General features: G+C 55.3%; 14 protein-coding genes. 4 read left to right on the forward strand and 10 right to left on the reverse strand.

Going from position 1 to position 15,389, the window contains the following annotated elements; genetic code table 11:
• The first annotated feature begins 13 nt into the window (after positions 1–13).
• Genes SH678x_RS13035 through cdd form a run of 3 tightly spaced genes read left to right on the forward strand, consistent with a single transcriptional unit; the run spans position 14 to position 3,009 of the window.
• Positions 14–1,297, forward strand: coding sequence for a thymidine phosphorylase (locus SH678x_RS13035; protein WP_496918891.1), 1,284 nt, complete (start codon positions 14–16; stop codon positions 1,295–1,297).
• Positions 1,298–1,301: 4 nt separating this feature from the next.
• Positions 1,302–2,573, forward strand: a complete 1,272-nt coding sequence (locus tag SH678x_RS13040) for a DUF2254 domain-containing protein (protein ID WP_496918892.1) — start codon at positions 1,302–1,304, stop codon at positions 2,571–2,573.
• Positions 2,574–2,613: 40 nt separating this feature from the next.
• Positions 2,614–3,009 (forward strand): cytidine deaminase, encoded by a 396-nt coding sequence (gene cdd, locus SH678x_RS13045; RefSeq protein ID WP_496918893.1) that lies wholly within the window; start codon positions 2,614–2,616, stop codon positions 3,007–3,009.
• 6 nt (positions 3,010–3,015) lie between these two features.
• Here the strand turns inward: cdd and hpt are convergent, their stop codons facing one another.
• From hpt to SH678x_RS13095, 10 genes are all read right to left on the reverse strand, one after another.
• Positions 3,016–3,573, reverse strand: coding sequence for a hypoxanthine phosphoribosyltransferase (hpt, locus tag SH678x_RS13050; protein ID WP_496918894.1), 558 nt, complete (start codon positions 3,571–3,573; stop codon positions 3,016–3,018).
• Between the two features lie 68 nt (positions 3,574–3,641).
• Positions 3,642–4,868 (reverse strand): NupC/NupG family nucleoside CNT transporter, encoded by a 1,227-nt coding sequence (locus SH678x_RS13055; RefSeq protein WP_496918895.1) that lies wholly within the window; start codon positions 4,866–4,868, stop codon positions 3,642–3,644.
• A gap of 34 nt (positions 4,869–4,902) precedes the next feature.
• Positions 4,903–5,586 (reverse strand): uracil phosphoribosyltransferase, encoded by a 684-nt coding sequence (gene upp / locus SH678x_RS13060; protein WP_496918896.1) that lies wholly within the window; start codon positions 5,584–5,586, stop codon positions 4,903–4,905.
• Between the two features lie 149 nt (positions 5,587–5,735).
• Positions 5,736–6,581 (reverse strand): hydrogen peroxide-dependent heme synthase, encoded by an 846-nt coding sequence (hemQ, locus tag SH678x_RS13065; RefSeq protein ID WP_496918897.1) that lies wholly within the window; start codon positions 6,579–6,581, stop codon positions 5,736–5,738.
• Between the two features lie 41 nt (positions 6,582–6,622).
• Positions 6,623–6,997, reverse strand: a complete 375-nt coding sequence (locus SH678x_RS13070) for a hypothetical protein (RefSeq protein WP_496918898.1) — start codon at positions 6,995–6,997, stop codon at positions 6,623–6,625.
• Positions 6,998–7,108: 111 nt separating this feature from the next.
• On the reverse strand, positions 7,109–7,594 hold the full coding sequence (locus SH678x_RS13075) for a hypothetical protein (RefSeq protein ID WP_496918899.1): 486 nt from the start codon (positions 7,592–7,594) through the stop codon (positions 7,109–7,111).
• On the reverse strand, positions 7,591–9,126 hold the full coding sequence (locus SH678x_RS13080) for a SpoVR family protein (protein ID WP_496918900.1): 1,536 nt from the start codon (positions 9,124–9,126) through the stop codon (positions 7,591–7,593). Before SH678x_RS13080 ends, SH678x_RS13075 begins: the two co-directional genes overlap by 4 nt.
• Positions 9,127–9,175: 49 nt before the next feature.
• A complete protein-coding gene (locus tag SH678x_RS13085) occupies positions 9,176–9,367 on the reverse strand; it encodes a hypothetical protein (protein ID WP_496918901.1) in 192 nt (63 codons plus the stop codon).
• Between the two features lies 1 nt (position 9,368).
• Positions 9,369–10,469 (reverse strand): DUF444 family protein, encoded by a 1,101-nt coding sequence (locus SH678x_RS13090; RefSeq protein WP_496923068.1) that lies wholly within the window; start codon positions 10,467–10,469, stop codon positions 9,369–9,371.
• Positions 10,470–10,573: 104 nt separating this feature from the next.
• On the reverse strand, positions 10,574–12,625 hold the full coding sequence (locus SH678x_RS13095; RefSeq protein WP_496918902.1) for a PrkA family serine protein kinase: 2,052 nt from the start codon (positions 12,623–12,625) through the stop codon (positions 10,574–10,576).
• Positions 12,626–13,612: 987 nt separating this feature from the next.
• Between SH678x_RS13095 and SH678x_RS13100 the strand changes: the two genes are divergently transcribed.
• Entirely contained in the window at positions 13,613–15,085 is a 1,473-nt protein-coding gene (locus tag SH678x_RS13100) for a DUF6666 family protein (protein ID WP_496918903.1), read from the forward strand.
• Positions 15,086–15,389: the final 304 nt, after the last annotated feature.

The raw sequence follows: 15,389 nt of genomic DNA on the forward strand, positions 1-15,389 counted from the left end.
CAACGAGACAATCATGAATCCCGTTTGGATTATCGCCAAGAAACGCGACGGTGAAGAACTCACCAGCGAAGAAATTGGCTACTTTATCAGCAACTACGCCAAGGGGGACATACCCGACTATCAGATGTCGGCTCTTGCGATGGCGATCTACTTGCGTGGCATGTCGACCGCCGAGATCGCCGCTCTCACCGACAACATGCTTGCCTCGGGGGCACGATTTTCTTGGGATGCCGGTGGTCCGCCGAAAGTTGACAAGCACTCCACCGGCGGCATCGGCGATAAAGTTTCGTTGCCGCTCGCTCCGATGCTGGCGTGTTGTGATCTGCAAGTGCCGATGATTTCCGGCCGTGGCTTGGGTGCGACCGGCGGCACGCTCGACAAACTCGAAGCGATACCCGGCTACCGCACTAATCTCTCGATGGACGAAATGCGCGCCGTCATGGAGCGCGTCGGCTGCGTGATCAGCGGTGCGACAGCGGATTTGGTCCCCGCCGACCGCAAACTCTACGCGCTCCGCGACGTAACCGCCACCGTACCGTCGATTCCTTTGATCACCGGCAGCATCATGAGTAAGAAGCTCGCCGAGGGGCTCGATGCTTTGGTGCTCGACGTCAAATTCGGTAGCGGGGCGTTCATGAAGTCCGCGGAGCTCGCCCGCGAGTTGGCCGTTTCGATGGTCAACACCGGCAAGCGAATGAACGTGTCGACAACCGCCGTGCTGACCGATATGAACCAACCGCTGGGCCGCATGGTGGGGAACGCCGTGGAAGTGAACGAGTCAGTGGCATCGCTCGAAGGCCGAGGCCCCGCCGATTTAATGGAAGTGACGCTCGCGCTGGGCGCCGAGCTGCTCGTCTCTATGAAGAAGGCCACCACGATTGAAGCGGCTCGCAAACAGTTGCAAGCCACGATCGATTCCGGCAAAGCGCGTGAAAAATTCGCCGAGATGGTTGCCGCCCAGGGGGGCAATCTCAACGCCCCACGACCGGTGGCTCCAGAAAGTCCCGTCACAACGGACCGCGCGGGTTACATCGCCGCGATGAACGCCGAGAAGCTGGGCCAGGCCGTCATCGCCATGCGCGGCGGCCGCAAACAACTCGGCGACGAGCTCGATCTGTCGACCGGCTTCGAAATACTCGTCCGCCTCGGCGACCGCGTTGAAGCGGGGCAGCCACTAGCCACGCTGTTTTCCCCGGCCAAACTCGCCGACGAAGGCCGTCGCATGCTGATCGAAGCAATACAAATCAGTGACGAACCACCGAGTGTCGGGCCGTTAATTTTGGAGAGAATTGGGTAAAGGCATGATCTCCAAGTGGCGGTGGATTCTCCTGCAGGTATCGCGCAAGCTGTGGGTCCGTGCAACCCTCTTTGCGGTGCTCGGCGTCGTGACCGCTCTGATTTCCATCGTTGCCGAAGATCATTTGCCGTGGGAACTTCCTGGAAAAATCGGCGCTGATGCCGTCGATAATATTCTCAATATTCTTGCTTCGAGCATGTTGGCGGTGACCACGTTTTCGCTCAGCGTGATGGTCGCCGCTTATGCGTCGGCAACGAGCAACGCGACGCCACGCGCGACCAAGTTGCTCATGCAGGACACCACGACGCAGAACGCCTTGGCCACGTTTATTGGCACGTTCCTGTATAGTCTTGTGGGTTTGATCGCGTTAAGCACCGGCGCGTATGGAGATCGTGGGCGGGTTGTGTTGTTTATTGTAACGGTCGGCGTCGTTATTCTGATCGTGGTGACGATTTTGCGGTGGATTGATCATCTTTCTCGCCTGGGCCGCGTTGGCGAGACAACCGACCGAGTCGAACATGCGACCGCGAAAGCGATTGAAGGGCGAATTGATAGTCCATGCTTAGGAGGCAGGCCTTTAACAACTGACGTTCCAGCACATAAGTCGCTCATTGAAATCTTTCCTGAAACGATTGGCTATATTCAGCATATCGACGTTCAACAGTTGTCAACATTCGCGGATGATCATGATTCTCTCGTTTACTTGATGTCGCTGCCTGGAACGTTTGTCCATCCTGCTCGTAAGTTATTTTGTGTGCAGGGCGTGGACGATGAGGAAGCAGCACAAAAACTTCGGTCGGCATTCACCATCGCCGACGAGCGAAGCTTTGACCAAGACCCCAGATTCGGACTAGCTGTCTTGGCCGAGATCGGCTCCCGGGCTTTATCTCCTGCCGTTAACGATCCTGGAACGGCCATCGACGTCATCGGCCGCGGAGTCAGGTTGCTGGCTCAGTGGCGCGATTGCCCAACGGATGTTGACGAAGATGATCTTCCATATCCGAAGGTGTTCGTGCCCCCTTTGGAAATTGACGATCTCTTCGATGATGTCTATTTGAGCCTGACCCGCGATGGTGCCGGCATGATCGAAGTGCAATTGCGTTTGCAGAAGGCTCTGCTGGCCCTAGCCCAGTTGGGGGATGATCGCTACAAGGCCAACGCGGCACGCGTTTCCCGTATCGCCCTCAAGCGTAGCGAACAAGCGATGCAAATTGATTCAGAAATTTCGGCCTTACGTGAAGTAGCAAGTGAAATTGAAAGTTTAAATTCCAACTAATTCTGTCTCGTTCCCTGAATTGTATGAGGAATCTCTCCCCATGAACCAAGCCTTTCAACCACTCATCGACGCCGCTTTGGAAGTTCGCAAGAACGCCTACGCGCCCTATTCCAAGTTTCTCGTGGGCGCCGCCGCACTCACCGAGGATGGCACGATCTTCACCGGCACGAATGTGGAGAATGCTTCCTACGGGCTCACGATCTGCGCGGAACGCATTGCCGTGGGTTCGGCTGTCGCCGCAGGGCATCGCATGATCACGGCGATTGCAGTCGCCACCGAAGCCGCGGCCTCACCCTGTGGGGCCTGTCGGCAGTTCCTGTGCGAGTTTGGCGGCGACATGAAAGTCTTGCAGGTGAACGCCGATATCCCGTCGCACGTCATCGAAACATCGCTCGACGTGCTACTCCCCGAGCAGTTCGACTTCGAGAAGAAATAACGCCGTCTAAAGCGCGTGCGTTTCGCGGGACATTTCCTGATGCTTCAGAAGGTCTTCATCCTCAAGTGCCGCGAGGTAGGGCAGATTGCGGTACATGTCCTCGTAATCGAGGCCGTACCCCACCACGAATTCATCGGGAATATCAAACGCCGTGAAGTCGGGTTCGTAAACCACTTCTTGCCGACCATGCTTTCGGAGAAGCACGGCGGACTTCACGGACTTCGGTTCAAACTCATGGAGCTTTTCTACGACGTTCTTGAGCGTGTGGCCGGTATCGAAAATATCGTCGACCAACAGCACGTCGCGGCCCGAGATATCGAGCATCAACTCGGAATTGATGATCAACCCACCGCGCTCGGTCGTGGCCCCGCGATAGCTGGAAGCTTGAATCACCCCGACGCGCATCGGCTGCTCGATCAAGCGGATCAGATCGGCAAGCAACACGACGCTCCCCGTCAGCACGCCGACAATCGTCAACTGGCGGCCTTCGTAGCTGGCCTCGATCTTAGCCGCCAAGTCGGCAACACCGCGATGCAAGGTTGCTTTGTCAAATAGAGTTTTCATGTCCGCCAATCCTTGGTGCTAAAATTGCCGAAATTGCTGAGATTCATGCCTTCGAGGAACACTTGTTTTTACAGCAATAGCCCGGCGAAGCAAGCCGTCATAAAACTGGCCAAGGTCCCGCCGAGCATGGCTCGCAGCCCCAAACGGGCGAGATCGCCCCGCCGATCGGGAGCAATGCCACCGATTCCGCCGAGCTGAATGCCGATCGAGCTAAAATTGGCAAACCCGCACAGGGCGAACATCATGATATCTCGCGAACGCTGGCTGATTTCAATCGTGCTCTCGGGGGTATTGAATTTGGCCAATTGACCGTAAGCGACAAATTCGTTGGTGGCCATTTTCAAGCCCAATAACTGACCGGCAGCAGCACAATCGTTGGTTTCAATTCCGATCAGCCAAGCAATCGGCCAAAAAAGTTTGCCGAGCCCCGCTTCGAGTGACCACGCACTAGCATCAACAAAGCCGAAATAGCCGCCGATCCAGCCGAGCAAACCATTGATCACGGCAATCAATGCCAAAAAGACGATCAACATGGCTCCCACGTTGAGTGCCAGTTGCAGGCCTCCCACGGTGCCGTTGGCGACCGACTCTAGCACGTTGGCGCTCTCATCCTTGATATCGATCTTCAGCGAGCCCATCGTCTTGGGCTCGTCCAACTCGGGTTGAATCACCTTCGCCAATAGCAAACCACCCGGGGCCGAAATCATCGACGCACACAGCAAATTGCCGGCATCGAAGCCCATCGAAGCCAAAGCGCCCAATACGCCCCCTGCCATCGTTGCGAAACCACCCACCATGACGGCGTTGAGTTCGGAGGTTGTCATGCTGCTAATATACGGCTTGATCACCAATGGAGCTTCCGTCTGGCCAACGAAAACATTCGCTGCCGCGGAAAGCGTCTCTGCCCCCGAAGTGCGCATCGTCTTCTGCATGACGATGGCCATCACACCCACGATCTTCTGCATTACGCCGTAGTAGTAAAAGATCGACATGAAGGCTGAGAAAAAGATGATCGTCGGCAGCACTTTGAACGCAAAGAAGTGGTCGGCATAGTTAGCACCAAAGACGAAACTTGTCCCCGCGTCGACACAACTCAGCAGCGACACAAAAATGAAGTCGACTTGCTCAAAAAGCCATTCACCTTGCGATGTCTTGAGAAAAACAACTGCAAAGACTAATTGCAGCGCCAAGCCGCTCACTACGGTCCGCCAAGGGAACTTATCCTTGTGCGAACTCATCAACCAAGCCAGGGCGATCATCGCCACAATGCCAAACACGCTGGTCAGATTTTGCATGAATCGATCTCGGAGCTAGGCCACACGTTGACAATTAGTGCGGATGGACGGTGTTGAAAATGCGGTCACCGGCGTCGCCTAGCCCCGGGACAATATACTTGCGGTCGTTCAAAATCGGATCGACCACACAAACAAAAATTTGTGCTTCGGGAAATTCCGCCGCCACGGCATCGACCCCTGCTTGCGAAGCGATCAGTGAAACGACCTTCACTTGCTTCACGCCCCAAGCACGTAAGGTCGCGAGCGCCGCCATGACCGACCCCCCCGTGGCCAACATCGGATCGAGCACAATCGCCACGTCGACCGGTGACTTCTCCGGCAGCTTGTCGTAATAGCGCACCGGCTGGGCCGTTTCCTCGTCGCGGTACAAACCCAAGTGCCACACTTCCGCGGTGGGAACCAAATCCAACACGGGATCCACCATCCCCAATCCAGCCCGCAGAATGGGAATCAACCCCACGCGTTCGGCCAACTCGACACCGTCGGTTTCTTCGAGCGGCGTCTCCACGCGGGTCTGTTCGAGACTCAAATCCTTGGTGGCTTCGTAGGCAATCAGCGCGGCGAGACGCCGGACCGATGCCCGAAACAACGAAGGTTGGGTAAACTTGTTCCGCAACTTGGTGAGATGTACTTGCACGAGCGGGTGATCGACCACGGTCACGCCGCCGATTTGGCTGGCCGGGAGGTCCATAGATTTGTCCAAGGTACTGCTGGGCATGGGAAAATCCTCGACAAGGGGCGGAGGTGCGCGAGTGGCCCTATTCTAATCGTGCGATTCTGCGGTGAGAAGCAGCAATGGCCGCGTTTCAATGAATCGCCGAAATCCGCAACTCGTGGAGTCGTGGCAATCAACACCAACGCTACACTTTAACTCACCTGGCAATGCTCGATCATCTCGTCGGGGGTACAGACATAGCTCACTATGAACGGCCCGAACTCGGCATAGCGGGCGCTTGCTTCGTCGAAGCGCATCCGGTAGACGATGTCTTTGAGATACTCGGGATTGGTCGCCCAAAGCGTGACGCCCCATTCCCAGTCGTCGAGACCCAAACCAACTGTGATGAGCTGGCTCACTTTCCCCGCGAAGGCCATCCCGCTGCGGGCGTGCTCGCTCATCATGTGATTGCGATCTTCCTTGCTGAGCGTGAACCAGTTCTCGCCCACTTTGCGCTTCTTGTTCATCGGATAGAAGCACGTGTTGGGATACGCCGGGAAGTCGGGCGTGAGCCGCTGCTTGTTCATCCCTTCCAAGCGGTTGGCATAGCCTTCGACCTTCGCCGCGTAGGTGGGGCTGTCGACGGTTTCCCCTTCGGCAATCAAACGCTGGCCGAATTGCTCGACCGAGGGAACATATTCGCTAATCTCGGTCATCGAAACGAACGAGTAGCCAGGAACAAGTGCTTGGCCCAAGGGCGATGCGAGAAGTCGTTGATTGACCCGTTCCACTTTCAAGGGATCGGGGTCCATCATCATCAAACCGAAATCGGCCTTGTGGCCACTGACCAGCGACGTTTGCAATCGCAGCGGAGCGTCTTCAGCCGCGGGGTCGAGTGCTGCAATTATTGCGGCAGTGGCTGCGGAGCGTTCCGCTCGATCCATCCGCGCGAGTGCGGCGCGATTCCACGAGTAGTAGAGATGGCTGCAATGCCATCCGCCCGCGGCAGGCGCTAAAGAGATCTCGGTAGGAGTTGAAGTAACGTGCGGGCGGCTCATGATGGCTAAGTCGACGAAGCAATTGGAGCAAGTGAGCAAATTCAGTCCGCATCGTAACAAATCTCCCGTAATAGTCGTAAGGGGTTAGAAAGTTCGAGGCAAGATCCTCTCAACGCAGGACAAGGAGCGTATCTACTTTTGTGTACGCAGGATTCAAGGATTTGTTGGCTGCACAAGTTCATTCCTTGCGCAAGTTGCTGAGAAAAGCCATAAACACGGCGACAGCCGTCAGAGAAGAGCGCCATCCCAGCGGCGATCACGTAATCGATGCCGCCACATTTAACGGGATTGGCTTCGAGACGCCCGGCTAACCGCTGCAGCGTGAGATGCACGGCACTGGTGCCCTCGAAATGCATGCTTCCCTCGATGAGGGCCCAGTTGAGATCGCCGTTAAGTAGGCTTTCGTAACTCCGCATATCTTTAATTTTAATTCGGCTCCCCGGGTTGGCTAGTTAAAGCAAAATGAAATCTTCACAAATTCGTAGTGGTGGCTTCCAGCCGCCATCAACTGGAGCAGAATGTTCCAGCTAAATAATTACCTCCACCACGGCTCGATCAAAATCTTCCACCAAACGGGCAAGTACCTCATGCGTCAACGTCGCGGGCACGATCGCCCTTGGGTTCGCCGGTTGCTTTTCATAGCGGCAGAGCGACACACACCCGCCGCGGCGGAGGGTGAGCTCGTAGTACTTCAGCCCATTGTCATCTTTATGGGGGGGATTGCTCCTCATCTGCACGACACACCCCGTCGCATCGATTTCAATGGGCGAAATCGGTTCAAGTAAATAAGTCACCCGCAAGCATAACGCTCGACTCGCGGCTTGCAGTTTCACGATATCGGCGTGGGCAAGTTCCGCTGTTTCCAGCGTGAAATCACTCACCGAAGCACTCAGCGCATCGCATTGCTCGACGCGGCACTTCACGGTGCGCGGTCCATCCGCTGCCACGACACGCTGCTGTGTCTGCCCGATGAGTTGACGCAATTCCTGCAAAAAGTCGTTGCGGAGTTTCATATCCCCCCCTCCGCTTCGTCGAGCAAATCAATCCTGTCTCCTTTTTCGATCTCGTGGTCCGAACCGTCAAAGGACAACACCGTGCGTGTCTCTTCCAGGCACGTCTCCAAATGAACCGGCCGGCCCCAAATCCGCTGCAAATTTTCGAGCGTGTCGCGGGCGTAATCCATCTGCAACTCGACACCCGAGAATTTGTGTTCCAGATACAACTCGCCACGGTTTTTGTAATTGCCGTCAACCACGGCGATCCTCGGTCGGCCGCGGTTGGTCAGACTTTCGAGGAGTTGCTGTTTGACTTTGGGAAACTCACGGCTTTCGATCTCATAGACATCGCTACGCGTGTTGTAGCCAAAACGAAACAGTTTGTGCTCGCGAACGAATTCCAACGTCAGAAACTCGTCGATAAACGTCAGGTCATTGTGAATCTGCCGAACCTCAAAAATCTTTTTGCGGCCCAACCCCGCATCCGTGTTCCAGGTTTCGCGCACTCGGTGGTCGTCGCAATCTTCATATTCCGAGCCAAACGCGCCACGATTCCAGCGATCTTCAATGTTGCGGAACAGTTCGATGCCGACCTTGTACGGATTGAGCTGCGTCGGCGAACTCGCCAGCGTGCCGCTGTGATGGTCGCAGTAATTAATAATGTCGGCCCCAGTCAGCCCCTGCCGGATCATGATCGTTGAGTGCCAGTAGCTGGCCCAGCCTTCGTTCATGATCTTGGTCTGCGCCTGTGGAGCAAAGTAATACGATTCATCGCGCAAAATCGCCAGTACGTCGGCCTGCCAACTATTGAGGGGCGCGTGTTCCAGCAGGAACAACATCACGTCGCGTTCCGGCCGCTCGGGAAATTTGCGCACCGGTGGAGCTTCTTCCTCTTCATCGGCCTGCATTCGGTGCCGAGGATTAATGAACGCATCCATGTAATCCTTGGCCTCAAACCTCGCCGGGCCACGCCGTTGTTCCTTGGCATCGCCGTTAAAATCATAGCGGCTTTTATCGTCGCGGCGGCGGATGAACGGCGAATGAATATCGATCAAGTCCTCAATGCTCAGGCAGGTGTCGATAAAGCTTTCCACCTTTTCGATCCCGACTTCGTCCATATAGCGACGAATCCGGTTGCCGTGATTCGCCATCTCGTCCATCATCTTGCGGCTGGTGTGGGCAAACCACTGATTGTTCTTGAAGAAGTCGCAATGCCCATACACGTGAGCCATCACCAGCTTCTGGTCGATCAAGCCGTTGCTCCGCATCAAGTAGGCGTAGCACGGATTGTTGTTGATGACCATCTCGTAGATTTTTTGCAGCCCGTAGTGATAGCCCTTGCTGAGCTGCTCGTACTCCATCCCAAACCGCCAGTGCGGATAGCGCGTGGGAAAACCACCGCGGGCGGCGATGGCGTTGAGCTGATCGGCGTCGATTAACTCGAATATTGTCGGATAGAAATCCAGGCCATAAGCGGCCGCATAACCTTCGATCTCCACTTGGATCGCGGCCAGTTCCGGCGTCAAATTTCCGAGTTCCGCTAATGCCATGTTGATACTTCAGTGTTAGCCGCAGGCGAAGCCAGCGGTTCAATTACATCTACGCAGCCTTCTGCAACTCAAATCGCGTCGATTCCAGCGCACGGATCAAGTCATAAAACCGCGGCAACTCACGGGCAAACTCCCGCCGCGCGAGCGCGATTGCTTCGACTTCATCGTGCGCGATCACCACGACTTCCAAATGACCAACCCGCACCCGATAGCGGTGCATTGTTTCAGCCGAGTTCACCATATCACTTGCCCTTGCCTAAAAATGTCTTGATCGATTGATAGATGGCTTCTTTGTCGGGAATTTCAGACAGGATTAACGAGGGATGATTCGCGAATTGCTTCTGCAAGGCGTCGATAAAGTCGCCGCTACCGTACGGGCTTTCAACCTGTCCGTAGCAAAAGGCATTCACCGCCGGCAGCAGCTTTTGTCCCAAAATGTCAAACGCCACACGATTGTCGTCACCCCAGTTGTCGCCGTCGGAAAATTGGAAGCAATAAATGTTCCATTCCGATAACGGGAAATCGCGATCAACCAGATCCGCACATACTTTGTAAGCCGAGCTGATCCGCGTCCCACCACTTTCCCGGGTGTGATAAAACGTGTGTTCGTCGACTTCTTTCGCCACGGCGTCGTGAATGATGTACCGCTTTTCGATCCCCTTGTATTGGTGACTGAGCCAGGCATCGATCCAAAACGCTTCGTTTCGCACGATTTCCTTTTGCTCGTCCGTCATCGAGCCCGAAACATCCATCAAATAAATCGCGACGGCATTCACTTCCGGCAGCGGCACGTCGTTCCACGAGCGATACTGTTTGTCGCCCTTGATCGGTACCACGTTCGGATTGTCGGGGACGTATGTTCCCGTGGAAATCTGCCGCTTGATCGCCCGCAAATAAGTCTTCTTAAAATGCTTGAGCGATTCGGGGCCCGTTTGGCGGATGCTGTTGTACTTGGCTTTTTCGCTTTCAATCGTGGCCGTGCCTTTGGGTTGAATCCGCGGCAGTTCCAGTTCCTCACCGAGCATTTGTGCCAACTCGTCGAGCGAAACTTCCACTTCCATCAAGTGGCCCGAACCTGGCTCGCTCCCCGCACTGCCGGCTCCTTCTTCACCATCACCTTTTCCCAGCGGATCGCCAACGTCGCCGTCACCTTGGCCGACACCTCCCGAACCATTCTTGCCATATTTGAAATGCGGCACGTCGAGCTGCGGCACCGGGATGCTCACCGCATCGCGTCCCTTGCGGCCGATCATTTCGCCATGAGTGATGTACTTGCGCAGATTCTGCCGGATTCGTCCGCGGACGATTTGCTTAAACCGGCGTCGATCGCGTTCAATGTCCATCACTATTGTAAATCCCTGTTCCGACTGTGGCTGACCTCTGTGAGGTCGGATTTCTTAAGTCGGACCTCAAAACATCCGAGGTCAAAGACCTCAGCCACAGTCAGTTAATGCTTCTCTTTAGCATCACCTCGCGCGAAGATGCTCGCCACATAGTTCAACACGTCGGTGGCACTTTCGTCGTCGTAGCCGTGATCCCGAATTAAACGGCCCTTCACCACGTCGATTTTCTTTTGCGTGTCTTCGTCGATCACGTTGGAAACCAAGCTCGTGAGCTTGATCGAATCCTTTTGATCTTCAAAGAGCTTCAATTCCAGCGCTTTGTTAAGCCGTTCGTTCGTCTTGTAATCAAACTTCTTGCCGTCGATCGAAAGCGCGCCGATGTAGTTCATGATCTCGCGGCGGAAATCATCCTTTCGGCTATCGGGAATATCGATTTTCTCTTCAATCGAGCGCATGAGCCGTTCATCTGGCTCTTCATTCTGGCCGGTGAAGGGATTCTTCACTTTTTCCTTCTGCGTGTAGGCCTTGATATTGTCGATGTAGTTGCCGCACAGTCGCTTGAGCGCATCTTCGTCGGCAGCAATTGCTCGCTGCACTTCCAGCTTCACGATGTTTTCGTACTCTTCCTTCACAACGCCCAAGAGATCGCGGTATTCCTGCTTCAATTCCTCGTCGTTGATGAGGCTGTGATGCTTGAGCCCGCTTTCCAATTCGTTAATAACCATAAAAGGATTGATTGAACGCGCTTCGGGATGTGCCACCAACGCGTTGGAAATCTTGTCCTGCACGTACCGCGGCGAGATTCCTACCAGGCCTTCATTGTGAGCATGTTCGCGCAACTCGGCGATGTTTTCCTCGGTGAAGCCGGGCAAGCTCTTACCGTTGTACAGCTTGAGTTTCTGCAACCGGGTCAAACCAGCGTGCTTTGGCTCTTCCAATCGCGTGAGAATTGCCCACATCGCGGCCATTTCAATCGTATGCGGAGCGATATGCCGATCCTTCACCGTCTCCGCGTTGTAATCCTTCTCGTAAATCAGCTTCTCATGTTCGAGCGTCGTCACGTACGGGATATCGATCTTCACCGTTCGGTCACGCAGCGCTTCCATGAACTCATTATTCTTCAACCGTCGGTATTCCGGCTCGTTCGTGTGGCCGATGATCACTTCATCGATATCGGTCTGCGCGAATTTCTTCGGCTTGATCCGATGCTCCTGGCTCGCGCCCAATAAGTCGTAAAGGAACGCCACGTCGAGTTTCAACACTTCCACGAACTCGATAATCCCGCGGTTCGCGACGTTGAATTCGCCGTCGAAGTTGAACGCCCGCGGGTCGCTGTCGCTGCCATAAACGGCGATCTTGCGATAGTTGATATCGCCGGTCAGTTCCGTAGCGTCTTGGTTCTTCTCGTCCTTGGGCTGGAACGTGCCGATGCCGACGCGATCCTTTTCGCTCAAGATCACGCGCTTCACGCGGATGTCTTGAATCACGCGGGTCCAGTCGCCGTCGTACTTTTTCAGCCGTTGCTGATACATAAACCGGCAGTAGGGATCGAGTTCACCGCGAATGCGAACCTTGAAATCGCCTTCTTTGTGACCTTCATTGAGACTCGCCGCGACACCCTCGCGGAAACGCTCCGGAATCAGGTGCAACGGCTCCTCGTTCATCGGGCACCAATGCACTTCCTCGGGATCCTCGTCGTCGGCCCAACCCAAAGTGTAGAGCGCGCCTTCGTCCGATTCGCTGTAACGCTGCAAACCTTGCTTCAACAGCCGCACGATCGTGCTCTTGCTGCTTCCCACGGGACCATGCAACAGCAACACCCGCTTCTCGATGCCATATTCATAGGCCGCGCTCTTGAGCGCGTTCACCAAAAGATGCAACGGTCCCCGCAAGCCATACACGGCGTCGTGACCTTCGTTCGTGGGGTCGTCGAAGAAGTGGTAGTGATGCTCCTTCTCGCGGCCTTTTTGGATAACGTCCACGCCGTATGAGAGAATCATGTCGTAGATGCGCTGATAAGCGGTCCGCGTCACCTTGGGGTTTTCGCGAACGATGTCTAGATATTCCTCGAAGGTACCGACCCAATTCTTGCGGCGAAATTGGTCGCGGTCCTGACGTTGCGATATGATCGAGATGATTTCACTTCCATTGACCATCGTAATGCTCCTTGGCGCGACGGTGGCCCCCGCTCTAACGGAGGTCGGCGTGACGCGGATTCCTCTCTGTGGCTCTGGGTTGGTAAGGGGATGTTAGGAAAGCGAATAGTGATTCAGTCGTGGGACGTAGGTCTCCTTCATCGGGTATGGTTTTCAACAGCGCTTCGTTCAACTCGGCGCGTCCTTGCGCGGACACTTAGAGACACAACCCAACCATTCGGGTTCTCGCGCTCAATTCACACTGCGGGGAGAGCGGGTGCGAACGGCCAACAAAAGCAGTCGGGCAAAGTTGGCCAAGGCGGGGAGTCGGCGATCAAGATAGTGATGCCGAGCGGCGCGAGACTCGTAAGCAGGGTTGGTAAACTGACCGGGCCCTATCTTACAAGCGAGGGGGCGGACCTAAGCGAAGGTTGGCAAAGAGCGTGGAGAATTTCTCTATCCGGGTGGGGCGTATCGTCGTCTGGCGGTGCCCGCGAGAGCGAGCACAACATTTGGCTTGTTATTGTGCTGTCTCTATCTCCAGTATCGACTCCGATTTCAATGCAGGCAACATCGACTTTGTGTCGAGTTGCTCGGCGCGATACTCGTCGAGACAGCAGACACCACTCGCAAACTATTGCTAGCAAACAATTTGTGGCCGAGCAAAATCAGAAAATGGAATGCAAGATCAGGCAAAAATAACTTGGAATTTGACTCGATTTTCGCACTCGCGACATTCATTTTCTCTGAGGAAATTGCAGGTTTTCTCGTCGTGAAGCAACGATTTCCAAGCGGCGCTAGCAACCAACGGAGAAACTTGAACGGTTGTGCAAAGTTTTCTCAAAGTTCCTGTCGTAGCGGGTCGATAACCTCATTACACGTTTTGTTCTCGGGGGGGCTACCGAGACGCAAGCGGTGCTGGCATTTATCCAAGCCACGACCTGCTGCGTCGATCTCCAAGGCAAAACCAACGTGAAAAACTCACGCTGGTGGCCTGAGAGGCGATCGATGACTAGCTCACGACTCTGCAGCATTAAGCTTCTCTTCACTGGTTTCGTCGCGACGATGCTCTGCATCGCCACGGCCAGTGCCCAAGATAATTCGCTCCGGTTTCAGCGTCCGGGTCGCGCTGGCGAATCCTCGGCAACGACCAGCCAACAAAAATTCCGCGCGCCTTCGCAAGCCGTCGCACAACCGGTGAAGCAACCAGTTGTGGTACAACGAGCAGCCGAGCAACCTGTTGCTCAGCCCGTCGCGAAGAAGCCGGCTCCCAAGAAAGTTGCCGCCAAGGCGCCCGTGCAAAAAGCAGTCGTTCCGGTTGCGACGAAAAAAGTCGCCAAACAACCCGTGCGACGAGACACTCAAGTTCGTCGCGCTCAAAGCGAAGAACTCCCTATGACCACCGAAGCGGAAACTTGGGAAGAACCTATCTACGTTGATGGCGCGGGCATGGATCCCTCTATGCAAGGCGACATGGGCGGCTATCCCGAGATGGCCATGGGTCCACAGCAAATGGGCGGCTGCCAATGCGATGCTTGCATGCGTGGGGGCGTTGGTTGTGGCATGATCGATCCTGGTTGCGGCATGATGGACCCCGGTTGCGGGTGTGCCGAACCAAGCTGTGGCGTAGCGGGTTGCGGCGATGCCGTTCGTCCCCGCGGGCCCGATTACTGGTGCTTCCCCGTGTGTCTGCCTCGCTTGAAGGACGTCAGCGCCTGGGGTGGTGTCCACGGTTTCCGTGGTCCGCGTGACTTCATTCCCGCTGGCCGAAGTGATTCCAACTTCGGTTTCCAAGAGGGTATTAACTTGAGCGGTCGCGCCCCGTTCATCGGTTTCATGTTTCCTGAACTGAACTATCAATTAGGCTATCAAGCCTTGCAAAGTCGTCTCTCCGGCACTGAAACTTCGACGGACAGCCGTGACCAACAGTTTATCACTGCCGGTCTCTTCCGTCGGACTTGCACCGGCTTGCAATTCGGTGTGGTGTGGGACTCGATGCACGACGACTTGGACGAAAGCGTCTCGCTCCACCAAGTCCGTTATGAGTTAAGCCTCAAGACGCCCAAAGGCCGTGAAATCGGTTTCTGGGGGGCGAGCCCTACCAACAGCGGGACGTCGTTCAACGGTGTAAATGTTGTTGAATACGAAACGGTCGGCCAGTATTGCGGTTTCTATCGTTGGAATTTCCGCGGTGGCAACCAGGGTCGCATCTGGGGTGGCGGTTCGAGCGAAGGGGAAGGCATCGTCGGTGCCGACTTCTATGCTCCGCTCAATGACCGTTGGTCCGTGCAAACCGGCTTCAATTATCTGATTCCCGACGAAGATGCGGGCCTTGCCGGCGTCTCGCAAGAATCATGGAACATCGGCATCAACCTAGTTTGGCACTGGGGCCGTACGGCTCGCGAAGGAAACACCAGCCCCCATCGGCCACTGTTCTCCGTGGCCGACAATGGCTGGATGTTTGTTGATCGTGTTCAGTAATCAAGTCATTCTGAAGGAGCCTAGGCGACAGAAGAATCCGGCGTCAGTCTCAGCAAGTCATCCATAAGTGGAGATAGTGCGAACCAGATCCTTCGGTCGGCGAGCCTCCCTCAGGATGACTTTGAGTTTGCCTTTTCGTGCCTAGGCGTGATTATTTATCTTCCGGTGAAATCACGATGTAATTGCCAGCAGTTGCCGGCTGCCCCTAGCGACCCGGGTAATTTCCTCAATGTCGCGAAATTTGGGTAATTTCGGCGCTGCGGCAAGCCGAAGTCGTGATTACACTCAGTTGTTTATCAAGGCC

It is taken from the genome of Bythopirellula superficialaquae (assembly GCF_059632245.1).